The organism is Aquipseudomonas guryensis (assembly GCF_014164785.1).
GTDB classification, from domain to species: domain Bacteria; phylum Pseudomonadota; class Gammaproteobacteria; order Pseudomonadales; family Pseudomonadaceae; genus Aquipseudomonas; species Aquipseudomonas guryensis.
The window spans coordinates 549665-573004 of sequence record NZ_JACJFN010000003.1 but is presented as its reverse complement, the minus strand read 5'-3'; the positions used below and the strand labels follow the sequence as shown (position 1 = coordinate 573004).

At 64.8% G+C, this 23340-nt stretch carries 22 protein-coding genes; 7 read left to right on the top strand and 15 right to left on the bottom strand.

All coding sequences use genetic code 11. From position 1 onward, the window contains the following. Window positions 1-60: 60 nt before the first annotated feature. Both H3H45_RS14310 and H3H45_RS14305 read right to left on the bottom strand, forming a co-directional pair. Window positions 61-1788, bottom strand: coding sequence for a diguanylate cyclase domain-containing protein (locus H3H45_RS14310; protein ID WP_182834408.1), 1728 nt, complete (start codon window positions 1786-1788; stop codon window positions 61-63). After that, window positions 1785-2771: an extracellular solute-binding protein gene (locus tag H3H45_RS14305; RefSeq protein WP_235983702.1), complete on the bottom strand. Its 987-nt coding sequence runs from the start codon at window positions 2769-2771 to the stop codon at window positions 1785-1787. Before H3H45_RS14305 ends, H3H45_RS14310 begins: the two co-directional genes overlap by 4 nt. 219 nt (window positions 2772-2990) lie before the next feature. On the opposite strand from H3H45_RS14305, the gene H3H45_RS14300 reads away from it, so the two are divergent. Beyond that, entirely contained in the window at window positions 2991-3845 is an 855-nt protein-coding gene (locus tag H3H45_RS14300; RefSeq protein WP_182834406.1) for a mechanosensitive ion channel family protein, read from the top strand. A gap of 41 nt (window positions 3846-3886) precedes the next feature. Here H3H45_RS14300 and H3H45_RS14295 read toward each other — a convergent pair whose 3' ends face one another. The 7 genes from H3H45_RS14295 to H3H45_RS14265 form a co-directional block, all read right to left on the bottom strand. Next, on the bottom strand, window positions 3887-4474 hold the full coding sequence (locus H3H45_RS14295) for an LOG family protein (protein ID WP_182834405.1): 588 nt from the start codon (window positions 4472-4474) through the stop codon (window positions 3887-3889). Between the two features lie 233 nt (window positions 4475-4707). Continuing rightward, on the bottom strand, window positions 4708-5592 hold the full coding sequence (locus H3H45_RS14290) for a hypothetical protein (RefSeq protein WP_182834404.1): 885 nt from the start codon (window positions 5590-5592) through the stop codon (window positions 4708-4710). Between the two features lie 76 nt (window positions 5593-5668). After that, the gene (locus tag H3H45_RS14285) at window positions 5669-6241 is read right to left on the bottom strand and encodes a HupE/UreJ family protein (protein WP_182834403.1); all 573 of its coding nucleotides are present in this window, start codon (window positions 6239-6241) and stop codon (window positions 5669-5671) included. 19 nt (window positions 6242-6260) lie between these two features. Continuing rightward, entirely contained in the window at window positions 6261-6875 is a 615-nt protein-coding gene (gene ureG / locus H3H45_RS14280; RefSeq protein WP_182834402.1) for an urease accessory protein UreG, read from the bottom strand. Window positions 6876-6888: 13 nt separating this feature from the next. Further along, complete coding sequence (locus H3H45_RS14275; protein ID WP_182834401.1) at window positions 6889-7563, bottom strand: urease accessory protein UreF; 675 nt, start codon at window positions 7561-7563, stop codon at window positions 6889-6891. Window positions 7564-7581: 18 nt separating this feature from the next. Further along, window positions 7582-8082: an urease accessory protein UreE gene (gene ureE, locus H3H45_RS14270; protein WP_182834400.1), complete on the bottom strand. Its 501-nt coding sequence runs from the start codon at window positions 8080-8082 to the stop codon at window positions 7582-7584. Window positions 8083-8270: 188 nt separating this feature from the next. Beyond that, on the bottom strand, window positions 8271-8906 hold the full coding sequence (locus H3H45_RS14265) for a TetR family transcriptional regulator (protein ID WP_182834399.1): 636 nt from the start codon (window positions 8904-8906) through the stop codon (window positions 8271-8273). Window positions 8907-9320: 414 nt separating this feature from the next. Here H3H45_RS14265 and H3H45_RS14260 point away from each other — a divergent pair, with 414 nt between their 5' ends. Further along, window positions 9321-10409 (top strand): ferredoxin reductase, encoded by a 1089-nt coding sequence (locus H3H45_RS14260; protein WP_182834398.1) that lies wholly within the window; start codon window positions 9321-9323, stop codon window positions 10407-10409. A 41-nt stretch (window positions 10410-10450) separates the two neighbouring features. Continuing rightward, window positions 10451-11533, top strand: coding sequence for a fatty acid desaturase family protein (locus H3H45_RS14255; RefSeq protein ID WP_182834397.1), 1083 nt, complete (start codon window positions 10451-10453; stop codon window positions 11531-11533). Window positions 11534-11618: 85 nt separating this feature from the next. On the opposite strand, the gene H3H45_RS14250 is transcribed toward H3H45_RS14255, so the two are convergent. The 6 genes from H3H45_RS14250 to H3H45_RS14225 form a co-directional block, all read right to left on the bottom strand. Then, the gene (locus H3H45_RS14250; protein WP_182834396.1) at window positions 11619-12341 is read right to left on the bottom strand and encodes a class I SAM-dependent methyltransferase; all 723 of its coding nucleotides are present in this window, start codon (window positions 12339-12341) and stop codon (window positions 11619-11621) included. A gap of 194 nt (window positions 12342-12535) precedes the next feature. Beyond that, window positions 12536-13147, bottom strand: coding sequence for a hypothetical protein (locus H3H45_RS14245; RefSeq protein ID WP_182834395.1), 612 nt, complete (start codon window positions 13145-13147; stop codon window positions 12536-12538). A 144-nt stretch (window positions 13148-13291) separates the two neighbouring features. Next, entirely contained in the window at window positions 13292-14239 is a 948-nt protein-coding gene (locus tag H3H45_RS14240) for a lysylphosphatidylglycerol synthase transmembrane domain-containing protein (protein WP_182834394.1), read from the bottom strand. A gap of 201 nt (window positions 14240-14440) precedes the next feature. Beyond that, the gene (locus tag H3H45_RS14235; RefSeq protein ID WP_182834393.1) at window positions 14441-16741 is read right to left on the bottom strand and encodes an FdhF/YdeP family oxidoreductase; all 2301 of its coding nucleotides are present in this window, start codon (window positions 16739-16741) and stop codon (window positions 14441-14443) included. Continuing rightward, window positions 16738-17589: a formate dehydrogenase accessory sulfurtransferase FdhD gene (fdhD, locus tag H3H45_RS14230; protein WP_182834392.1), complete on the bottom strand. Its 852-nt coding sequence runs from the start codon at window positions 17587-17589 to the stop codon at window positions 16738-16740. Before fdhD ends, H3H45_RS14235 begins: the two co-directional genes overlap by 4 nt. Window positions 17590-17827: 238 nt before the next feature. Then, window positions 17828-18724 carry a LysR family transcriptional regulator gene (locus H3H45_RS14225; RefSeq protein ID WP_182834391.1) on the bottom strand — a complete coding sequence of 299 codons (897 nt, stop codon included), beginning with the start codon at window positions 18722-18724 and terminating at the stop codon, window positions 17828-17830. Window positions 18725-19097: 373 nt separating this feature from the next. On the opposite strand from H3H45_RS14225, the gene H3H45_RS14220 reads away from it, so the two are divergent. The 4 genes from H3H45_RS14220 to H3H45_RS14205 all read left to right on the top strand — a co-directional run bounded on the left by H3H45_RS14220 (window position 19098) and on the right by H3H45_RS14205 (window position 23329). Continuing rightward, window positions 19098-20537, top strand: coding sequence for a sodium:solute symporter family protein (locus tag H3H45_RS14220; RefSeq protein WP_182834390.1), 1440 nt, complete (start codon window positions 19098-19100; stop codon window positions 20535-20537). A 284-nt stretch (window positions 20538-20821) separates the two neighbouring features. Then, on the top strand, window positions 20822-22141 hold the full coding sequence (locus H3H45_RS14215; protein WP_182834389.1) for a flavin-containing monooxygenase: 1320 nt from the start codon (window positions 20822-20824) through the stop codon (window positions 22139-22141). A 71-nt stretch (window positions 22142-22212) separates the two neighbouring features. Next, window positions 22213-22644 (top strand): RidA family protein, encoded by a 432-nt coding sequence (locus tag H3H45_RS14210; RefSeq protein ID WP_182834388.1) that lies wholly within the window; start codon window positions 22213-22215, stop codon window positions 22642-22644. A gap of 10 nt (window positions 22645-22654) precedes the next feature. Beyond that, on the top strand, window positions 22655-23329 hold the full coding sequence (locus H3H45_RS14205) for a DUF1028 domain-containing protein (protein ID WP_182834387.1): 675 nt from the start codon (window positions 22655-22657) through the stop codon (window positions 23327-23329). Window positions 23330-23340: the final 11 nt, after the last annotated feature.

Below are 23340 nucleotides of genomic sequence, written 5' to 3'. Positions count from 1 at the left end.
GCATAGCTGCTGGGCGGCCAGCGGGTGTTAGGACCTGTTCCCGTGAAACGGCAACAGGCCCTAGCTCGGTGTATCCGAGAGGTTGAAGGCGTAGGTGTTGCGGCCGGCATTCTTCGCCGCGTACATGGCGCGGTCGGCCTGCTGCACCAGCGCCTCGATATCGTCGCCATCGCGTGGGAACAGGCTGACGCCCATGCTCGCCTGCACCTTCACCTCGTGGCCGTCGATCAGCATGGACAGCTGGAAGCGGTCATGCAGCTTCTCGAGGATGGCGACGATGTGCTGCGGGTCTTCCACCACCTCGAAAAGGATGACGAACTCGTCGCCGCCCAGGCGTGCCACCGTATCGCTTTCGCGGGTGGCCGAGCGCAGCAGGTTGGCGACGGCCTGCAGCACGTGGTCGCCGAGGCTGTGGCCAAGGTTGTCATTGAGCTGCTTGAAGTGGTCGAGGTCAACGAACAGTACGGCCAGTTGCTTGCCGCTACGCCGTGAGTTGGCCAGGGCGTGTTCGAGGCGCTCGAAGAACACCCGGCGGTTGGGCAGGCCGGTCAGCGGATCATGTCGGGCCAGGTGTTCGAGGGCGCTGCGGCTCTCGGTCAGCTCTTCCAGGTGAGTGAGGATTTCTTCCTGCATCTCGCGGAAGCTGCGGGCCAGCACGCCCAGTTCATCGCGGCGTGGCGGCAGTTCGTGGATGCGCCGCTCGCGGGAGAACAGTTGCACGGCTTCGGTCATGCTTTTCAGCGGGCGGGTCAGCGCGCGCGAGGCGATAAAGGCGATGGTCAGCGCCAGTAGGCTGAACAGCAGGACGATTTGCGCGATGCGCTGACCCAGTCGCGAAGCTTCTTCCAGTACCAGCTTTTGCGGCTGGCCGAGGCCCAGGAGGACGAAGCGTTCGGCGGTTTTGGGGTTGATGTCCAGGCGCACGAAGGCGGCGACCAGATTGCCGTTGCGCTCCTTGTCCACGCTGCGGCTGACCAGGCTGGCGCGCTTTTCGTTAAGGAGTAGTTGGGCGACTTCCGGGAACTCATCCTGAATGAACTGGCGCCGGCCTTGGTCGAAACCGAAGGTGCGCTGCTGATCCGGATGAATCAGCAGATCGCCCCAGCGATTGGCCAGGTAAACCTGGTATTGCTCGGGCAGGTCGCTCTGCAACTGTTTGAACAATTGATCGAGATCGATGTTGATCACGATCAGGGCGAACACCTGGCCTTTGCGGTCGGCCACGGGGGTAGAAACATGCAGGGTCGGTTTGCCAACGCCGGAATGCGCGCCCTGTTCATGGTTGAGCACGATCGGTGACAGGCGCACTTCCCCCGGCGGCAGGCGCAAGGTGTCGAAGACGTAGGAGTAGTGACCTTTTTCCTGCAGGTTGCTGCTGTCAACCTGCACCAACTGCTCGCCGTCGCGATCCACGCGAACCTGCTCAAGGCCATGACCAGCCGTGCTGATCAGGCGGATCTGCACGTATTCGGGATGCACCAGCAACAGCGAGCGGAACAGGGTGGCAATATCGTTTTCCGCATGCACGCGCTCGCCCTGGTCGATCACCATCTGCAGCTCGCGCGTGCTGGCGACATCGGCCAGCAGACGGGCATCGCGGGAGATGTTTTCGATACTGCTGCTCAGGTTGCGCCCCAATACCTGGGCGGCGGTGAGCAAGTCGCGCTCGACGGCCTTGAGCAGCATGCTGCGGCTGCTGCTGTAGGAGTAGTAGCCGGTCAGGCCGGTCACCAGGATGCCGAACAGCGCCAGCAGGCAGCCCAGTTTGAAGGCGATACCGTACTTCATGGCGCCTCCTGCAGCGGTGGGCGCTCGCCGGAGAGTATGCGTTGCCAGAGGGCGGCACGGCGGGCGTCATCCTCGACCGGACGCAACCAGATCAGTTGCCCCGGGGTGTCGCTGCCTGACGACTCTTGCAGGGTGTTGGACAGGCCCTGGCGTGCGGTCAACGCCTGGCTGACATGGGTCTCCAGGCTGAAATTGATCCAGGCTTCGGCCAGGGCCACGTCTTGCGCGCCGCGGCTGATAGCCCAGCAGTCGAGCCAGGCGAGGGCGCCTTCGCGGGGGATCACATAACCGACATCGGCGCCGGCGTCGCGCAGTTGCTTGAGTTGCTGCTGGCCGTAGTTGGCGAACAGCAGGGCTACGGAGTGTTCGCGGAACAGGTCGGCGGCTTCTTCCGGCAGGGAATAGAAGGTCAGCACGTTGCGGCGCAGGGCGATCAGTTGCTCGGTGACCTGGGGGAAATCGTTGCTGGCAATACGGAACGGGTCGCGGCCGCGGGCCAGGCTGGCCAGCGAGAAGTTGTGGCTGCTGCCATTGAAGGCCAGCACCTTGCCGCGGTATTGCGGGTCCCACATGCTGGTGATCGATTGTGGCGGCGTACTGAACTGCTTGCGGTCGTAGATCAGGCCCATGTCCGAGTAGGTGTACGGGATGGCGTAGACCTTGCCGGAGGCAGTGATGCCGGGAATCTTCTGGTAGTCGCGAAAACGCCAGAGCTGGCGGGTGGTGTTGGCAATACGCGCCGGCTGCAGTGGTTGCAGCAGTTGCTGGCCGATGTAGTACTCGATTTCCGCGGTGTTGGCGGCGATCAGGTCGTAGTCGGCGCCCTGGTTGTGGGCCAGCTTCTTGCGCAGCACATCATCGCTGCCGACCAGGGTGACTTCGACATTGACCTGGTGACGTGACTCGAACTCTTCCACCAAGTCGGCATCGGCATAGCCCGGCCAGGCGAGCAGGCGCAGCGTCGGACTGTTGGCCTGACTCAAGGCAGGCGCCAGCATTGCGAGGAGAAAGAGTGGGAGCAGGCGTAGGTACGTCATGGACGGGGCCAAAACCGAGGGAGCTCCTGCAGTGTATACGATGGCCATGTGCCTTGCGCGACCCTGTAAATGGCCTTTTTCAGCCTCCAGACAGGCTCTGGCGGGTAATCCCGGCGGAGCGTGCTAGCGTTTTTCGGGTCATTCACTTTTTGCAGGTAAGCCAGCATGGAAGAAAATGCATTGATCAGCGCCGGTACCGCCAAGGCCAACCAGTTGATGGAGCTGGTAGCTCAGTATGGCGCCGCCTTTGGTGTGAAAATTCTCGCGGCTATCGCCTTCTGGGTGATCGGCCGCTGGCTGATCGGCTTTGCCGTTGGCCTGGTGCAGAAGGCCCTGGGCAAACAGTCCGTGGACCCGACCGTGCTGCGCTACGTCGGCTCCTTTATCACCGTGACACTTAACATCATCCTGGTGATCGGCATCCTCGGCTATTTCGGTGTGCAGACCACCACCTTCGCCGCGCTGATTGCCGCCGTCGGCTTGGCCATCGGCATGGCCTGGTCGGGGTTGCTGGCCAATCTGGCAGCGGGCGGCTTCATCATCGTCCTGCGCCCGTTCAAGGTCGGCGATTTCATCTCGGCGGGCGGGGTGACCGGTACGGTGACCGAGATTGGTCTGTTCGCCACTGCGATCAACACCCCGGACAACGTGCTGACCCTGGTCGGCAACAACAAGATCTTCGCCGACAACATCCAGAACTACTCGCACAACGCCTTCCGCCGGGTCGATCTGCAGGCCCAGCTGTCTGGCGCGGCCGACTGGAAGGCGGCGGCGGCCCTGCTCAAGCAGCGTATCGCCGCCATCGACAACGTGCTGGCCACGCCGGCGGTGGATGTGGAAATCCTCGAGTTCAACCTGGTCGGCCCGGTACTGGCGGTGCGCCCGTATTGCCACACCGACCACTACTGGCAGGTTTACTTCGACACCAACAAGGTGCTCAAGGATGCCCTGGGTGAAGCCGGCTTCCCGGCACCAATGCCGGCGCAGATGGTGATCGTGCAGCAGGCGGCGAATACCTGAGTGGGGCTGCGTCGCCAGCTGCACTGCGGCTGGCGAGGTTGTCAGTCGGGCTTGCTGGCAGCCCACTTGGGGGCCGCATCCGGCTGCCAGGCCGCCAACTGGTCAAGCAGTTCGCCGGCTGACTCGCTGCGCTGCAGCATGTCGCGGTGCGGTGCGCGGACGAAACCTTCGCTGACCAGATGATCGAGGAAACCGCTGAGCTGCTGGTAGAACCCGTTCACGTCGAGCAGGCCGAGCGGTTTGCCGTGGTAGCCGAGCTGGCCCCAGGTCCACACTTCGAACAATTCTTCCAGGGTGCCGAGGCCACCGGGCAGGGCGATGAAGGCATCGGCCAGCTCGGCCATGCGCGCTTTGCGTGCATGCATGCCATCCACTACTTCCAGGCGGGTCAGACCCTTGTGGCCGATCTCCGAGCGCTCCAGGCTCTGCGGGATGATGCCGATAACCTGGCCACCGGCGGCCATCACCGCATCGGCCACCACACCCATCAGGCCCACGGCGCCACCGCCGTAGATCAGGGTCAGGCCGCGCTCGGCGAGGGTACGGCCGAGCTGGGTTGCTGCTTCGCGGTAGAGCGGGTTATGGCCGGTGCTGGCACCGCAGAATACGCAGACAGATTTGAGGCTCATGCCGAATTCCCTGTGGGCAAAGGCGCACAGGGTAGACCGTAGCTGCGTCTGGCTTCAATGCATGCAGCGTTCTTCCGGACAGCTGCCGCAGGCACCAGCGGCATAGGCGGCAAGCAGGTTGTGCAGCAAGTTGCCGAGGTTCATGGCCAATCTCCTGATAGGTGACCCTGTAAGCCTAGGTTGGCGCAGCTGGATTGCCCGGTAGATTGTTTCGATCGTCTCGATAGCTCGAGTTATTGCGGTAGCGAGGTCAGGTCGAGGTGCGCGCGTTGCTGGAAGAAGTTGTCCAGCCAGACCTGGTAGTGCTGCAGGGTGGTGGCCGGGACATAGGCTTTCTGCGCTTGCTGGAAGTAGGCGATTACCTGCGGCTGACGGGCGATCTGGTCGATCTGCCGAACCAGCTCTGCGCCCTCGCGGGTGCGACTGCAGTAGATGCCGCTGACCAGCGGCGTGCTCGCCTCCTGCAGGGGCAGCAGGCTGAGCCCCAGGGCCGCGCCCTGTTGCTGGACGAACTGGGTGACCTCGGCATATTCCAGCAGGTAGTCGATGCGCCCGTGTTCGAGCATGTCGAACAGGTTGTTGCCGGCGCTGCTGGTCTGGATACGTAGCAGCTGGCGCTGTACCGCCGGATCATTGAGCAGCGGGTCGAGGCTCGGGCCATAGCTGCGGTCCTGGATCAGCCCGCCACGCAGCCGGGTATCCTGCAGCAGCGCGCGTAGCGAGACTTCGCTCTGCCCGCCGGCCAGACGTGCCTGGTCGCTGCTGCGTACCAGCAGCTGATGGGGCATGGCGACGAACAGGCCGACATAGTGGCCCAACTGGTCGCGCTCGGCCGTGCGGATGGTCGGCAGCAGGCAGGTGGTGCCTGGCTGCTTGAGCTGTTCGAGGCCGCGACTGAGGTTGACCAGCTGGAGCCGGTGGCGGTGCTGCGGCAAGCGTTCGGTCACCTGCTTGAGCAGGTCGACGATGATGCCGCTATGCGGCTGGCCGTCACGCAGGTTGACCAGGCCTGGCCAGGGGCTGGTGCCCCAGATGATCTCCTGCGGCTCGGCCCGCAGCTCAGCGCCCAGGGTGAGCAACGAGAAAACCAGCAGGGCGCGAAGCAGGCGAACAGGCATGGTGTGAACCAGCAGCGAAAGGCCTGTGCAGTCTAGCAAGGCCATCCGCTGCTGGTTCTAAGAGTAAGCGAAATGCTCAGCTCGCCAGCAGCCAGGCCCCGCTGATCGCCGAAGCACCGCCAGCCACACGTACCAGTGGTGCCGCCGTCTGTGGCAGGTAGCGCACCAGGGCGTAGCCGCTGGCGTGCAGGACTGCGGTGGCGATCACAAAGCCGACGGCATAGCCCCAGGGGCTGGCCAGTTCAGGCAGTTCCAGGCCGTGGGCTACGCCGTGGGTCAGGGCGAACAGGCTGGTCAGGCCCAGCGCCACAACCATCGGCAGGCGCGCGGCGACCGCCACCAGCAGACCGAAGGCCAGTACCGAGCCGGCGATACCGGTTTCCATTAGCGGGATAGCCACGCCGGCGAAGCCGAGCAGGCCGCCCAGCAGCATGCTGGCGACGAAGGTCAGCGGCAGTGCCCAGCGCGCTGTGCCACTCTGCTGAGCGGCCCACAGGCCGACGGCGAGCATGGCCAGCAGGTGGTCGAGGCCGAACACCGGGTGGGCCAGACCGGCCATCAGCCCGGAGTGATCGTGACCGGTGTGGGCGAAGGCCACGGCCGGGGTGAGGAAGAGGGCGAGGGTGTAGAGGCTTTTGCGCAGATTCATGGGGGTCTCCTGACAGGTTTTAGGCTGCGCTGAGCATGCCGTGGCGTTCGATGAAGGCGATGATCTCGTCGAGACCCTGGCCGACTTTCTGGTTGCTGAACACGAAGGGCTTGTTGCCGCGCATCTTGCGCGCGTCGCGGTCCATCACTTCCAGCGAGGCACCGACCATCGGCGCCAGGTCGACCTTGTTGATCACCAGCAAGTCGGACTTGCAGATGCCCGGCCCGCCCTTGCGCGGCAGCTTGTCTCCGGCGGATACGTCGATCACGTACAGGGTCAGGTCCGACAGCTCGGGGCTGAAGGTGGCGGAGAGGTTGTCGCCGCCGGATTCGACGATGATCAGGTCCAGCCCCGGAAAGCGCCGGTTGAGCTGGTCGACCGCCTCCAGGTTGATCGAGGCGTCCTCGCGGATCGCCGTGTGCGGGCAGCCGCCGGTTTCCACGCCGATGATCCGCTCCGGCGCCAGGGCTTCGTTGCGCACCAGGAACTGGGCGTCTTCCTGGGTGTAGATGTCGTTGGTCACCACGGCGATGTTGTAGCGCTCGCGCAAGGCCAGGCACAGGGCCAGGGTCAGGGCGGTCTTGCCGGATCCGACCGGGCCGCCGATACCGACACGCAGGGGTTGGCTGTTCATAGAAGCTTCCTTATCAAGAACGGAATAGACGGCTGTATTGGCGCTCGTGCGCCATGCTCACCAGGGCCAGGCCGAATGCGGCGCTGCCCCAGTGGGCGGGTTCGAGTGTGCTGGCCAGGCGCTGCGCCTGTTCCAGTTGGGGTAACAGTTGCGAGGTCAGGCGCTGGGCGGCTTGCTGGCCCAGTGGCAAGGTCTTCATCAGTACCGCCAGCTGGTTTTCCAGCCAGCCCCACAGCCAGGCGGCTAGGGCGTCCTGGGGGGCGATCTGCCAGGCGCGGGCGGCCAGGGCCCAGGCAGCGGCCAGGCCGATTTCGGCGTGCCCAGCGAGAAACTCGCGGGCGGCCTGGTCCAGTTCCGGCAGGCCGTCGAGCAGTTGCCGGAGCGAGTAGCCCATCTGCCGGCTTTCCAGGGCCAGCTCACGGGTCTCGCGGCTAGCGCGGTGTTGTTCGGCCAGATCGCCCAGGGCCGGCCAGTCGGCACTGGCGGCAGCCGTGCAATGGGCCAGCAGCAGCGGCGCTTCGAAGCGCGCCAGGTTGAGCAGCAACTGATCGCCAATCCAGTGCGCGGCGCTCTCCAGGCTGTCGACCAGGCCTTGCTCGACGGCCATTTCTAGCCCTTGCGAGTAGCTGTAGCCGCCGATCGGCAGCTGCGGGCTGGCGAGTCGGAGCAGCGCCCAGGCTTTATTCATGGCGTGGTTCCGTTTGGCTCACAGGCGTCCGCCAAACTGGTGCAGGCGTGGGGCATAGCTGAATTCGGCATCGCCCGCGTGGGAGTGATGATGACCGCCGCCATAGGCGCCATGTTCCGGCTGGAACGCGGCCTCCACCGTGCAGGTGGTGGCGCCGAGCTGGTCGAGCATGGCTTTCAGCACATAGTCGTCGAGCAGGCGCAGCCAGCCGTCACCCAGTTGCAGGGCGACGTGGCGATTGCCCAGGTGGTAGGCGGCGCGGGTCAGTTCGAAATTGCTCTCACAGGTGACGTGCAGCAGGGTTTCCGGGCGGGCGCAGACGCGCACGATGCGGCCGTCCTGGGCACGCAGGAAGTCGCCATCACGCAGCGGCGACTGGCCACGCTCAAGGAACAGGCCGACATCCTCGCCGCTCGCGCTGAAGCAGCGCAGGCGGCTCTTGCTGCGCGCATCGAAGTTCAGGTGCAGCTCTTCGTCCCAGTGCGCCTGGGGTTCGAGGCGGTGGTGGATCACCAGCATGTCGGGCTTCCAGCCAGAGGAGAGTGCTGGAGCTAGAGCAAGGGCCTTGCCAATTCCGCCGCAGGCGGCGCGATGGGCGGTCGTGCCTGATTACAGGGCTGCTGGTTGTTCTGTTTTGGTGCGCGCCTGGTTATCTTGGCTGATTTTGGTGCAATCAGCCTGTGGTCGGCGCCTCACCTGTGCGGTGCTTACTCGTCGCCGCCGCCCAGGCCGCGCCACAGCTTGGCGCCGACGAAGATAAAGCGCAGCTGCTGGATCATCTTCGCTTCCGGGGTCAGGTGCGCCGGCAGGGAGGCCGCCGGTGGGTCGATCAGTTCCGGCAGGGTGGCGAACACGGTCTTCACCACCAGGTCGGCGAGTACGTCCAGCGCTGGGCGTTCGAGGTGTTGCAGCTTGGGCATCTGGCTCAGGTCGGCGACCAGGTCGGCGGCGATGCTGGCGCGCAGGGTGCCGATCGCCAGTCGCACCGACAGCGAGCCACCGTATTGCTCGCGGGCGAGGAAGAGGAATTGCGAGCGATCGGCGGTGACAGCGGCGAGGAATATGCGCACCGATGCGTCGATCACCCCGCCCAGCTCGAACTCGTGGTGGCGCACTGCACGGATGGCGTTGCGGAAGGTCTCGCCAACCTCGGCGACCAGCGCCAGGCCCAGCTGGTCCATGTCTTCGAAGTGGCGGTAGAAGCCGGTCGGCACGATCCCGGCGGCGCGGCTGACTTCGCGCAGGCTCAGGCTGTCGAAGCCGCGGTTGCTGTCCATCAGCTCACGGGCGGCCTCCATCAGGGCGTGACGGGTCTGCTGTTTCTGTGTGGCGCGTGGCGACATGGGCTCTCGGTGTTCCGGCCTGCTGCGGGTTTGCGCCGCACTCTAGGGTCTGTTGCCGTTTCGGCGCAAGCCGCGTTGCAGCGAAAAATCTCGCCAGGCTAGGCGTGGGACGCCGGCAATGGTCATTCCCTTGGCAAGTCCCGCAACGACGCATGGCGAGATTTTCCGCGCAACCCGAAGGGACGGGCCCATTTTTTCGCGGGACGTCGTTGCTCGACGGCTCATTTGGACGACCAAACCTCGCGTCTCGCGCCTAGCCCCGCGAAAAAACGGGCTCCGTCGCGGTCGCGGCGAAACGGCAGCAGACCCTATCAATGCGCTTTGTTGGCGTCGAACCGGCTTTTCAGTGTACGAGTGTTGACTGAGTGGTGAGTGTCTGCCATTTTGTGTACAAGTGTTCACTGGAGTTGTGCCATGACCCTAATCCCGATGAGCTGGTCGCGTGTCCTGACTCCTTTGCTGCAGCCGCTGCGCTGGCTGGTGAAGCGGCGCTGGTTGCGTGAGGCCGAGGTGGATGCCGTATTGGCCTGGCTGCAGCCAGGCTGGCGCTTGAACCGGGTGTTTGCGCGCGTCGAGGGGCGCGAGTGGGTGGCCGAAGACATGCTCGCCCTGCGCCTGCGTTGCAATGGCAATGCGCGCGGCTGGCGCGCCGGCCAGCATGTGCAGCTGTACCTGCAGCTGGACGGCGTGCGCCACAGTCGCAGTTACAGCCTGACCCGCGTCGGTTGCGGCGGGCGCATCGAGCTGGCGATCCGTCGCCAGCCGGGCGGGCGTTTGTCCAATCGCCTGCTCGATCATCTGGCTGTCGGCGGCGTTCTGGAACTGGGTCAGGCCCAGGGTGAGCTGTGCTGGCCGCAGGAGTCTGCCGGCGTCGTCCTGTTGGCTGCCGGCAGTGGCATCACACCCTTACTCGGCTTGCTGCGCGAGGCGCTGGCGCGTGGTTTCGCCGCGCCGATCAGCCTGCTGCACTACATCCGTGAGCAGGGTCAGCGGCCTTTTGTCGAGGAGCTGCAGCAGCTAATGCAGCACCATCCGAACCTGAGCGTGCGCTGGGCGCTGACCGGCGAGCCGGCGGCGGATGACTCACTGCGCGGGCGCTTTACCGGCGAGCATCTGCAGGGGTTGGAACTGGACAACGTGCTGGCCTGCGGACCGGCCGGCTTCGTTGAGACCGTCGCCCAGCACTGGCGTGGGCCGCTACAGGTGGAAGCCTTTACCGCCCCTGAGCGCAGCGTCCAACCGGGCAGTGCAGTGCGCCTGGGTTTTGCCCGCACGCGCCAGCAGGTCACGGGGGACAGTGCGCGTAGCCTGCTCGAGCAAGCCGAGGCCGCCGGCCTGCGCCCGTCTCATGGCTGTCGCCAGGGCATCTGCGCCAGCTGCACCTGCACCCTGCTCAGTGGCACGGTGCGCGATTTGCGCAATGGCGCGCTGTTCGCCGAACCGGGCCAGCCGATCCGCCTGTGCATCAGTGCGCCGGTGGGCGATGTGGACATCGATCTGTAATTCTCGCCTGTCGGAGCGGCAGGCAAACCGAGGTGACGACTATGCGTAGCGATCGCGAACTGAGCCGTGAGGAACTGGATGCCTTTGGCGCCGAACTGGATGCCCTGCGCAGTCGTACCCTGGCCGACCTGGGGGCAGCGGATGCGCGCTATATCCGCCGGGTGCGCGGTGCGGTGCGGCTGTGCTGCTGGAGTGGGCGGGCGCTGCTGATGCTGGGCTGGTTCCCGCCAACCTGGCTGCTCGGCACCCTGTTGCTGGGGCTGGGCAAGATCCTCGAGAACATGGAGCTGGGCCATAACGTCATCCATGGCCAGTACGACTGGATGAACGATCCGGAGTTTGCTGGGCGCCGCTACGAGTGGGATATCGCCGGCCCGGCCGATTTCTGGCGGCACACCCACAACCATGTGCACCACACCTGGACCAATGTGCTGGGCATGGATGACGACGTCGGCTACGGCCTGGTGCGGCTGTTTCCCGAGCAGCGCTGGAAGCCCTTCTACCGCTGGCAACCGCTGTGGGTGACCTTGCAGGCGCTGCTGTTCCAGTACTCGATTGCCATCCAGCACCTGCGCCTGGATCAGGTCTACAAGGGCAAGATGAGCAAGGACGAGCTGCGTCCGCTGCTGCGCCAGTTCAATGCCAAGGTGCTGCGCCAGTGGTGCAAGGACTACCTGTTCTTCCCGCTGCTGGCCCTGCTGCTGGGCGTCAACGCCCTGGCTGTGCTGGCGGGCAACGTGCTGGCCAACCTGCTGCGCAACCTGTGGACCTTTGCGGTGATCTTCTGCGGCCACTTCACCGAGCAGGCGGCGGTATTCAGCAAGGATTCGGTAGTCGGCGAGAGTCGTGGCCACTGGTACCTGCGCCAGCTGCGCGGGTCGAGCAACCTGAGTGGCGGCAAGCTGTTCCACATTCTCACCGGCAACCTCAGTCACCAGATCGAGCACCACCTGTTTCCCGATCTGCCGGCGCGGCGTTATGCCGCCCTGGCCGTGGAGGTGCGTGAGATCGCTGAGCGTTATGGCCAAGTCTACAACTGCGGCAGTTTCAGTGCGCAACTGGCCACGGTGATGCGGCGTATCTGGAAGTACCGTGTGCCGCAGGCGGACGTAGTTGCCGCCTAGCTGTAGGGGCGAGCTCTGCTCGCGAAGCTGGGTAGGGGGCTGATCCGCGAGCAGAACTCGATCCTACGGCACGGGTCGGGTGGGGTTAGCGCTGGAACGAGCAGGTCAGGTAGCGGTTGCTGAAGCCGTAACGCAGCATCGAGCCGAGGCGGGCGAACAGGTATAGCGGGTGCCGTTGGTAGTACAGCAGCACGGCATTGCCAACGCCTTCCGAGCGATGTTGCTTGGCCTGATCCGGGCGCTTGGAGAACAACCCCTTGAACTGCCACCACTGGATCTGCTCGAAGTGCTCCTGCGGGCGCAGACCATGCTGGCGGAACAGGGCGAAGAACGAGCGACGGCTGAAGTCGTGCAGGTGGTGCGGGTTGCCGTCCAGGGTCGGGGTGATCGGCACCGAGGCGATCACTCGACCCCCTGCGGCCAATAGGCGGGCGTAGTTGTCGATCAGGCGCTGCGGGCTGGGCAGGTGTTCGATGGTTTCCAGGCTGACGATGCTGTCGAACGCTTGCTCGGCGGCGAAAAGCTCGGCATCGGCGCAGACGTAGCGCAGGTTGGGTAGCTGGTAATGCTGCTGGGCGTAGGCAATGGCGGCCGGGTCGATATCGACCCCGGTGATCTGCCGTTGCGGATTGCGCTCGGCCAGTAGGGCGGTGCCGTAGCCGCAGCCACAGGCCATGTCGAGAATGCGCTCGCCGCTGAGCTGGCTGGCGGCGAACTCGTAGCGCTCCATGTGGATGCGCAGGGTGTTCTGGTCGTCGCTGCTGTGCGGGTCGAGATCTTTGGGGTAGATCCGCTCGATGGTGTGCATGGCTGCCCTGCCTGATTCTGGTCGGGGAGGACTATAAGGCAGTCAGCTATAGCGCGCCCAGTCGGGTCTGTCGTCGGGCATGAAAAAGCCGGTGAATGCTGGGCAGTCACCGGCTCGTTCGGCTGGGTTGTAGTGCGTCACTGGCAAGACCTTACTGCTGGCGGATATCGATCAGCGTGAGAGGCCTGCTGGCTTCAGGCTACGCGGAATGCCTTGGTGCGCTCGGAGCCGTTCTCAGCGACATCGTCACGCTGGTTCAGGCGGTCGGCACCGCCTTCAGCTACGCGGAATGCCTTGGTGCGTTCGGAGCCGTTCTCGGCGACATCGTCACGCTGGTTCAGACGGTCGGCACCACCTTCAGCTACGCGGAATGCCTTGGTACGTTCGGAGCCGTTTTCGGCGACATCGTCACGCTGGTTCAGACGGTCGGCACCACCTTCAGCTACGCGGAAGGACTTGGTGCGTTCGGAGCCGTTTTCGGCGACATCGTCACGCTGGTGCAGACGGTCGGCACCACCTTCAGCTACGCGGAATGCCTTGGTGCGCTCGGAGCCGTTCTCGGCGATATCGTCACGCTGGTTCAGGCGATCTGCACCACCTTCAGCTACGCGGAAGGACTTGGTGCGTTCTGCGCCATCCTCGGCTACATGGAAAGCCTTGGTGCGCTCGCTACCGTTTTCGCTGAGGGTTTCGCTGCTGTGGGCGGCTTTGACTTCGGTCAGCGGTGGCTGGTCTTTGCCGGGCAGGGCGAAGGCGGAAGTGGTCAGGGTGGCCAGGATCAGGCTGGCGAGAATCTGCTTTTTCATTTTGGGCTCCTTGTGGGGGCGTAAGTGAGTACGGAGCCCATACTACTCACGGAGCCTGAATACAGAACTTGACCCTCCTAATAGTAACCATCGATACGCTTGATGGTCCGCTTTGGAGGCTCTACAGCAGGGCTTTTGGCCTGATCAAGGCTGCTCGCGCTGCTTGCGCCGGCTCGACCACTGGCCCCATTCGAAGCCCAGTACCACCAGCAGCGACAAGGCAAACGGCAGCAGCAGGTAGAAACCGCGGAACACGATCAAGGCGGCCAGCACGTCGGCGGTGGGCAGTTCCGGCATCGCCGCGAGGAAGGTCACCTCCAGCACGCCAAGGCCGCCTGGGGCGTGGGACAGCAAGGCCAGAGAGAAGGAGGCCAGGAACACGCCGAGTACCACCAGGTAGCCCGGGTTGTTATCGGCTGGCAGGGCGAAATAGATGATCGCAGCGGCGCAGGCCAGCTCCAGCGGACCGGCCAGAAGTTGCTTGGCGACGATACCCAGGCGTGGGTATTCAACGTGCAGCTTGCCCCATTTCCAGGGTTTGAACTGGCGCCAGGAGCCGAGCACATAGAGTGCCACCAGACCAAGCATCAGCGAGCCGATCAGCACCGACAGCCAGGGGCTGACATCGGCGACGCGCTTGATCAGCTCGGGTTGGCTGACCAGTACCACGCCGCCGGAGAACAGGGTGCCGAGGGCAAAGGTGAACGAGCAGAAAACAATCAGCACACCAATGTCATGGGGCCCCAGGCCCTTGCTGGTGTAGGCGCGGTAGCGCACCACGGCGCCGGAGAACACCGAGGCGCCGATGTTGTGGGCCAGGGCGTAGGTGGTGAAGGAGCACAGGGTGATGAACCACCAGGAAATCTTCTTGCCCAGGTGGGCGATGGCGATGCGGTCGTACCAGGCCAGAGCGACATAGGCGCCCAGCGTCGCGCCGGCGGCCATCAACCAGTTGTGCGCACGAATGGCGTGCAGGCTGTCGGTGAGCTCGTCGAGGGAGATGGTATGGATTTCCCGGTACAGCAGGTAGCAGGAAAATACGACTGCGGCCAAACCGATAATGGTCCAGATCCAGTCGCTTCTTTTCATCATTAGCGGTGGCTCCTTGAACCAGTGCGGCCATCCTGGGTGGTACGCGGCCGGTACGTTGTTTGGGTATAGCAGGCCGGCTGGCGTGAATCGGGCTGCAGTATCAGGGAGGCAGGCGCCCGGCTCAAGCGATTCGCTTGGCACGGGCGTAACCAGCTGTTACGACATCAGAGCAGATGCTGCGGTGACGGGCCTTGCCGCAGGTCAGTGGATGCGCTGATCGGGGCTGGCGGGGAGCAGGCGGATGGCGATGAATTTGGAGGTGGGCGTGTGGCTGCCGACGCCGAAGCTGTCCAGCGGCACCAGCGGGTTGGTCTCCGGATAATAGGCGGCGGCCTGGCCGGCGGGAGTGTCATAGGCGAGCAGGGTGAAACCCCTGACCCGCCGCTCGATGCCGTCGTCCCACAGTGACAGCAGATCAACCTTTTGCCCCGCCTCGAAGCCCAGGCGCTGGATATCCGCGGCGTTGACGAAGAGCACCTCGCGCATGCCATGCACGCCACGGTAGCGGTCATCCAGGCCATACAGGGTGGTGTTGTACTGGTCGTGGGAGCGCAGGGTCTGCAGCACCAGATGGGGTTGTTCTTCCTGGCTGCGCACCTCGGCCGGCAGCAGGTGCTCGGGCAGGGCGTGGGCGATGAAACGTGCCTTGCCGCCCTCCGTGTTCCAGCGTCGCGCGCCGGCGGCGTTGCCCAAGTAGAAACCGCCGGGCTGGGTAATCTGCTGATTGAAGTTGGCGAAGCCGGGCAGGGTGTCGGCGATCAGCTCGCGGATGCGCGCGTAGTCCTCGATCAGCCATAGCCAGTCCACCGGCTGGCGGCCCAGCAGGGCGTGAGCGATGCCGGCGACGATCGCCGGCTCCGAACGCATCTGCGCCGACAGCGGTGCCAGCTGGCCCCAGGATGCATGCACCATGCTGAACGAATCCTCCACCGTCACCGCCTGTGGGCCATGGGCCTGGCGGTCGATGTCGGTGCGCCCCAGGCACGGCAGGATCAGCGCCTGGCGGCCGTGCATCAGGTGGCTGCGGTTGAGCTTGGTGCTGATCTGCACGGTCAGCTCGCACCGCTGCAGGGCCGCATGGGTGCGCGGGCTGTCCGGGGTGGCCTGGGCGAAGTTGCCGCCCAGGCCGATGAACACCTTGGCCTGACCGGCCAGCATGGCGTTGATCGCCTCTACCGTGTTGTGTCCGTTGGCGCGCGGCACCTGGAACTGGAAGCGTCGCTGCAGGGCGTCAAGGAAAAAGGCCGGCGGGCGCTCGTTGATGCCCATGGTGCGGTCGCCCTGCACATTGCTGTGGCCGCGTACGGGGCACAGGCCGGCGCCGGGCTTGCCGATATTGCCGCGCAGCAGCATCAGGTTGGCGATTTCCTGGATGGTTGCCACCGAATGCCGGTGCTGGGTGATGCCCATGGCCCAGCAGGTGATCACCCGCTCGGCGCCGACATACAGGCGCGCGGCCTGCTCGATCTCGCTGCGCGCCAGGCCGGACTGCTGTTCGATCTGCGCCCATTCGCTGGCCGCCACCGCCGTCAGCCAGTCAGCCAGCCCGTCGGTGTGGGCGTCGATAAAGGCCTGGTCGAACACGCTGCCCGGCTGCTCGCGTTCCCACTGCAGGAGGCACTTGGCCATGCCGCGCACGGCGGCCATGTCGCCACCCAGATGTGGGCGGAAATAGGCGCTGCTGGTCGGCCGGTCGCCGTTGCTGAGCATTTCCAGCGGGTGCTGCGGGTGCTGGAAACGCTCCAGGCCACGCTCCTTCAGCGGGTTGAAGCAGACCACACTGGCGCCGCGCTCGACCGCCTCGCGCAGCGGTTCGAGCATGCGCGGGTGGTTGGTGCCGGGGTTCTGGCCGAACACGAAGATGGCGTCGGCGTGCTCGAAATCGGCGAAGGTCACCGTACCCTTGCCCACCCCGATACTCTCGCCCAGGGCCACGCCACTGGCCTCGTGGCACATGTTCGAACAGTCAGGGAAGTTGTTGGTGCCGTAGGCACGCACCATCAGTTGGTAGAGAAAGGCTGCCTCGTTGCTGGCCCGGCCGGAGGTGTAGAACTCAGCCTGGTGCGGGCTGTCGAGGCCCTTGAGCACGCCGGCGATCAGATTGAAGGCGGCATCCCAGCTGATCGGCAGGTAGCGATCGCTGGCGGCGTCGTAACGCAGCGGCTCAATCAGTCGGCCCTGGTGTTCCAGCCAGTAGTCGCTCTGCTCGCGCAGCTGGGCGACGCTGTAGCGGGCGAAGAATTCGCGGCCGATGCCGCGCTTGGTGGCTTCCCAGTTGACCGCCTTGGCGCCGTTCTCGCAGAACTTGATGTGGCCGCTTTCCGGCGAGTCGCCCCAGGCGCAACCGGGGCAGTCGAAACCGCCGTTCTGGTTGGTCTTGAGCAGGGCGCGCAGGTTCTTGAATGGCTGTTTGCTGTCTAACCAGTGCTGGGTCACGCTGCGCAGCGCGCCCCAGCCGGCGGCCGGGCCACTGTAGGGCTGGTAACGCGGCTGGCTGCTCATGGGCGGCTTTCCTCTATGGCCGGGGCGGGGCTGTAGACCCGTGGCGCGCTGTGGTGCGGCAGGTGGATCAGGTTGAGCTGCTGGCAGCGCGCCCAGTCCACGGTCAGGGCGGTCGGTGCCGAGAGGCTGACCAGGCTGCTGATGCCAGCGCGCACGGCCTTGTGCAGCAGCTCCAGACTGCAGCGGCTGGTGACCACGGCAAAGCCACGGCTGCTGTCCAGGCCTTCGCGTTTGAGGGCGCCGATTAGTTTGTCCAGGGCGTTGTGCCGGCCGATGTCCTCGCGGCACAGGCGGATCGCCCCGTCGCTATCGACAAACAGCGCCGCATGCAGGGCGCCGCTTGACCGTGCCTGGTGCTGCACGGCGGCGATGCGCTGGCGCAGTTCATGGAGATGAGCGACCGGCGGCAGTGGGCTGACGGGCAGCACCGGCAGTTGCGGCAGTGCCTGCTCCAGGGCCTCGACCCCGCACAGGCCGCAACCGCTGTTTCCGGCCAGCTGCCGGCGTTGCTGCTTAAGTGCCCAGAAGGCGCGGCTGCTGATCTGTACGTCGGCGCGCAGGGCGGCGCCGGTACCACTCAGCTGGATGTCATAAATATCGTCGATGGATTCGATCAGGCCGGCACCGAGGCTGAAGCCGCGGACGAAGTCTTCCAGCTCGCCGGGCGAAACCATCATCACCGCCTGGCTGATGCCGTTGTAGCTGATGGCCAGCGCCGCTTCCCCGGCCAGGCTGGTCTGGCCCATGCCTGGCGTGCCTTGCAGCTCGGCATAGGCATAGCCGGCAACGCTGGCGTACAGCTCGCTGGGGATGATGGCTTGGGTGGGGCAAACAGCGCGACGTGGCATGGGCGCGACCCTCGGTGTGGCGGGTATGCGCACAGCCTAGGCCGCCTGCTAGGGAGCGTCTAATCGCTATTGCTGATGCGGTGATCGAGTCGGTCTATCAGGTATATGGTGGTGCACCCTACGGCCCGATCCTGTAGGAGCCAGCTTGCTGGCGATAGGCAGACAGCATCCCGCTGATCGCCAGCAAGGACTAGGCGTCCGCCTGGTTCCTACAAAAGGTTGGGTTGAATAACAGTTTCTACGGGGGCGGCGTTTCGGCCAACAAGCGCTGCGCTTCGGCGAGGCAGGCTTCGGCCAGGGCCGAGCGGGGTGCGCTGTTGCGCAGGATCAGGCCGAGCGGGGCGAGGGTGTGGGCATCGACGATAGGCGTCAGGGCCAGGTGCTGGTTGAGTTCATCCAGGCCACTGGCCAGCGGCATGATCGCGCAGCACAGGCCAGCGCTCACCGCCTGCAGCAGCTGGTGCACGGCGTCGCTTTCCAGGCGCGGCTGCGGGGTCAGGCCGCGGCTGCGGAAACTGTGGTCGATCGACTGGCGAAAGTGCATGCCGGCCGAGAGCAAGCCGAGCGGCAGTTCGCTCAATTCTTCCCAGCTCAATTGCGCCTGTTCGAAGCAGAAATGCCGACGATCATGCAGCAGGCCCATGCGCGTCTCGGCCAGCTCCAGGCTGCTGAAATGCTGGCGGTCGAGGCGCTCCAGGTAGGACAGGCCGAGGTCGAGCTGGTTACGCCCGAGGCGTTCGAGTATCTGCTCGCTGCTCAGGGCGAACAGCTGGAAGCGCAGGCCCGGATGCTCTGCAGCGAACAGCCTGACCAGGCGCATCGGATCGAAGCCGCCGAGCGGCACCACGCCCAGGCGCAGGGTGCCAACCAGTTGCCCGCGGCAGGCCGCCGCCTCGGCATACAGGCCGTCCTCGGCTGCCAGCAGGCTGCGCGCCCAGGCCAGCACGCGCTGGCCGGCTTCGGTGAAGCCTTCGAAGCGCTGGCCGCGCTGCACCAGTTCCAGGCCGAGCTCTTCCTCCAGATTGCGCAGGCGCATGGACAGGGTCGGCTGGGTCACATGGCAACGCGCCGCGGCCTGGCCAAAGTGGCGGGTTTCATCGAGGGCGACGAGGAACTTGAGCTGTTTGATATCCATGGGATCGACTGGCCGGGCGACCGGCTTGGCCGCGCGTCGACGATACAGGCCCGGCCGGCGCCAGTCAGCCCGGGCAACTGCGCATGGTTGGCGTGTGTCAAAAATATGCAACTACCGATATAGGTGCAACTTGTAGCAACCGCAGTAATTACAGTCTGTTACACGACATATTCGGATGAGTGGCCGCTCTGTGTGCAGGCAATTCGTCGTTTTTGTTTGACATATTTTACGTATTTGCCAGACTGCGCGGCCTTGAGTGGCGCGTGCAGCCTCTCATGCATGGTCATAACAAAAACCTGTAGTCCGCCGTCCCCTCCCGTGCCTTTGCACGTGGCGCGCATGCGGTGGGCTGAAGTCTGTGGAACGGGAAAGCATGCTGATCTGGTTCGTTGCGCTCTATCTGCTGGTCACCGTGGGTATCGGCTTCTACGCCGCCACCCGTGTGAAAAACTCCCGCGACTTCGCCGCCGGCGGTCGCAGCATGGGCTTCCCCATCGTCGCCGCCATGGTGTTCGCCACCTGGTTCGGCTCCGAGGCGGTGCTGGGCATTCCGGCCACCTTCATCGAAGAAGGCTTCGCCGGCATCATCGAGGACCCGTTCGGCTCCTTCGGCTGCCTGATGCTGGTAGGCCTGATCATCGCCCGCCCGCTGTACCGGATGAACCTGCTGACTATTGGCGACTACTTCCGCAAGCGTTTCGGGCCGAATGTCGAGCTGATCATCAGCCTGGTCATCGTGGCGTCCTACCTGGGCTGGATCGCCGCGCAACTGACCGCGCTGGGTCTGGTGTTCAACGTGATCTCCGACGGTGCCATCAGTACCACCCAGGGCATGTTCCTCGGCACTTTCGTGGTGCTGCTGTACACCCTGTTCGGCGGCATGTGGTCGGTGGCTCTGACCGACTTCTTCCAGATGATCATCATCGTCGCGGGCCTGGTCTATCTGACCTGGCTGATCGGTGATATGGCCGGCGGCGTCGATGTAGTTGTCAGCAAGGCGGCTAGCGAAGGTAAGTTCACCTTCATCCACAGCTTCGAGCCGAAGGATATTGTTGCCTTCATCGGTGCGGCGGTGACCCTCATGCTCGGCTCGATCCCGCAGCAGGACGTGTACGCCCGGGTGATGTCGGCCAAGACTGAGAACATCGCTGCGCGCGCTTCGATGTTTGGTGCTGGCTTCTACCTGTGCTTCTGCATGCTGCCGATCTTCCTGGCCTACGCCGCCTCCATCATTGATCCAGAAATGGTCAAGCGCTGGCTGGCCGAGGACGCGCAGATGATTCTGCCGCACCTGATCCTGGAGAAGACCCCGCTGTTCGCCCAGATCATGTTCTTTGGTGCGCTGCTGTCGGCGATCATGTCCACCGCCTCCGGTACCCTGCTGGCGCCGTCGGTGACCTTCACCGAGAACGTGCTCAAGCGTTTCGTACCGGTGATGAGCGACAAGCAGTTCTTGCTGGCCATGCGCATCAGCATCGTGGTCTGCGCCATCGCCACCCTGAGCTTCGCCCTGTACTCGGATGCGAGCATCTACGAGATGGTCGGCAACGCCTACAAGGTGACTTTGGTCGCTGCCGTGGTGCCGCTGTTCGCCGGGCTGTTCTGGAAGCGTGCGACCACCCAGGGCGCGCTGTTCGCCATCGTCTTCGGCCTGGCCTCCTGGATCTACCTGGAATACAGCCTGACCGACGAAGCCTTCTGGCCGCCGCAGCTGGCGGGTCTGCTGTTCAGCATGGCTGGCATGCTGATCGGTACGCTGCTGCCGCAGTGGAGCAGCAATCGGAGCAATACCCTGGTGACTCAGCCCGAGTAAAGCTGAACGCTGGATGACAAGACCCCGCCCATTGGCGGGGTTTTGTTTTTCTGCCTGCGCCGAAGGTCTGTTGCGCCCAACTAATTTGTTGCCTCTGCTGCTAAAAAACCTCTAGCCAAGGCCTTGCGCTACGCGGGCCGCAGGCTTGGCCTGCGGGCACGCTTTTACCTTGCCAGCGACTACAAAAATCATAATTTCGCCAATCCCCGGCTCCGAACAGAATGCGGCCAACACCCATAGCCGCAGCAGTGGAAACCCCTGTTCGGAGTCAGAGGAGGCAAGCCATGACCGACCTGAATCAACCCGCCTTTCAGCAGCACACAGGCGTGACCCTTGAAGGAACAGAAATCGACACCCTGGTGGTGGGCGCTGGTCAGGCCGGCGTGGCCATCAGTGAGCATCTGAGTAAGCTCGGCGTACCGCACCTGGTGCTGGAGCGCAACCGCATCGCCGAAGCCTGGCGCACCGGCCGCTGGGATTCGCTGGTGGCCAACGGCCCGGCCTGGCACGACCGCTTTCCGGGCCTGGAATTCGATGATGTCGACGCCGATGCCTTCGCGCCGAAAGATCGCGTAGCGGCCTATTTCGAAGCCTATGCGCAGAAGTTCGCCGCGCCGATCCAAACCGGAGTCGAGGTACGCAAGGTGGTACGCAATGCCGACCGTGCCGGCTTCACCGTGGAAACCTCGGCGGGCGTGATTCAGGCCAATCGCGTGGTCTGCGCCACCGGCCCGTTCCAGCGCCCGGTGATCCCGCCGATTGCACCCAAGGACGAGCGGCTCACGCAGATCCACTCCGCGCAGTACTACAACCCGCAGCAGTTGCCCGAGGGCGCGGTGCTGGTGGTAGGCGCCGGCTCGTCGGGGGTGCAGATCGCCGATGAACTGCAGCGTGCCGGGCGCAAGGTCTACCTCTCGGTCGGCCCGCACGACCGGCCGCCGCGCGCCTACCGCAAGCGTGATTTTTGCTGGTGGCTCGGGGTGCTCGGCGAATGGGATGCGGAAGTCGCCCAGCCGGGCAAGGAGCACGTGACCATCGCCGTCAGCGGTGCCCGTGGCGGTCATACCGTGGACTTCCGTGGCCTGGCCCATCAGGGCATGACGCTGGTCGGTCTGACTCAGTCGTTCGACAACGGCGTGGTGACCTTCCAACAGGATCTGGCCGACAACCTGGCGCGTGGCGATGAGAACTACCTGGCGCTGCTGGATGCGGCCGACGCCTATATCGCCCGCAACGGCCTCGACCTGCCGGAGGAGCCGGAAGCCCGCGCTACCTACCCGGACCCGGAGTGCGTGACTCGACCGCTGCGCGAGCTGGATCTGGCCCAGGCCGGGGTGAGCACGATCATCTGGGCCACCGGCTATGCCTTGGATTTCAGCTGGCTGCAGGTCGATGCCTTCGACGCCAAGGGCAAGCCGCAGCATCAGCGCGGTGTGTCCCGGGAGCCGGGCATCTACTTCCTCGGCCTGCCGTGGCTGTCGCGTCGGGGTTCCAGCTTTATCTGGGGCGTGTGGCACGACGCCAAGCACGTCGCCGGGCATATCGCCACGCAGCGCACCTACCTCGCCTACCGCGATGCCGCGCAGCGCCAGGCGCAAGACTGAGCGCCTACCCAACGCGCTGACCGAGGCCCTGCGGGGCCTCCTCAACCACTCCGCTTAGAGGAAGCAAGTCGATGCCCACTCATACCCGCATCCGCATGTTCAATACCAAAGACACTTACCCCAACCAGAGCCTGGACAACGACCTGTGCCAGGCCGTGCGCGCCGGCAACACCGTGTATGTACGCGGGCAGATCGGCACCGACTTCAGCGGCAAGCTGGTCGGCCTCGGTGACCCGCGCGCCCAGGCCGAGCAGGCCATGAAGAACGTCAAACAACTGCTCGAAGAAGCCGGCAGCGACCTGTCGCACATCGTCAAGACCACCACCTACCTGATCGACCCGCGCTACCGCGAGCCGGTCTACCAGGAAGTCGGCAAGTGGCTCAGGGGCGTTTTCCCGATCTCCACCGGTCTGGTGATCAGCGGTCTCGGTCAGCCCGAATGGCTGATGGAGATCGACGTGATCGCGGTGATCCCGGACGACTGGCAACCAGGCAAAGTCTAAGGAGCAGGCCATGACCTTTTCCATCGTCGGCCGCTGTGCCGAAACCGGCCAGCTGGGCATCGCCATCAGCTCGTCGAGCATTGCCGTTGGTGCCCGTTGCCCCTGGCTGCGTGCCGGAGTGGGGGCGGTGGCCTCGCAGAACATCACCCTGCCGGCCCTCGGCCCGCAGATTCTCGATGCCCTGGCCGCCGGCCAGGAACCGGCGGCGGCGCTGGATCAGGCCCTGACCCGCAATGGCTACAGCCAGTACCGCCAGGTCGCGTTGCTCGACAGCCAGGGGCGCAGCGCGCTGTTCTCCGGCAGCGAGGCGCTCGGTACGCATAATGCGCTGGCCGGCGAGCAATGTGTGGCGGCCGGCAACCTGTTGTCCTCGCCAGCGGTGATCGAGGCCATGGTGAGTGCCTTCGAACAGGCCCCCGGTGCCCTCGCCGAGCGCCTGCTGGCCGCCATGCACGCGGCTATGGCTGCCGGTGGCGAAGCCGGGCCGGTGCACTCGGCGGCGCTCAAGGTGGTCGGCGACCTGGTCTGGCCGATCATCGACCTGCGCGTGGACTGGGCCGACGACGACCCGATTGGCGCACTGGATCAGCTCTGGCAGGCCTACCGGCCGCAGATGCAGGACTACATCACCCGCGCCCTCGACCCCACCGCCGCGCCGAGCTATGGCGTGCCGGGAGATGAGTGACGATGCGCACG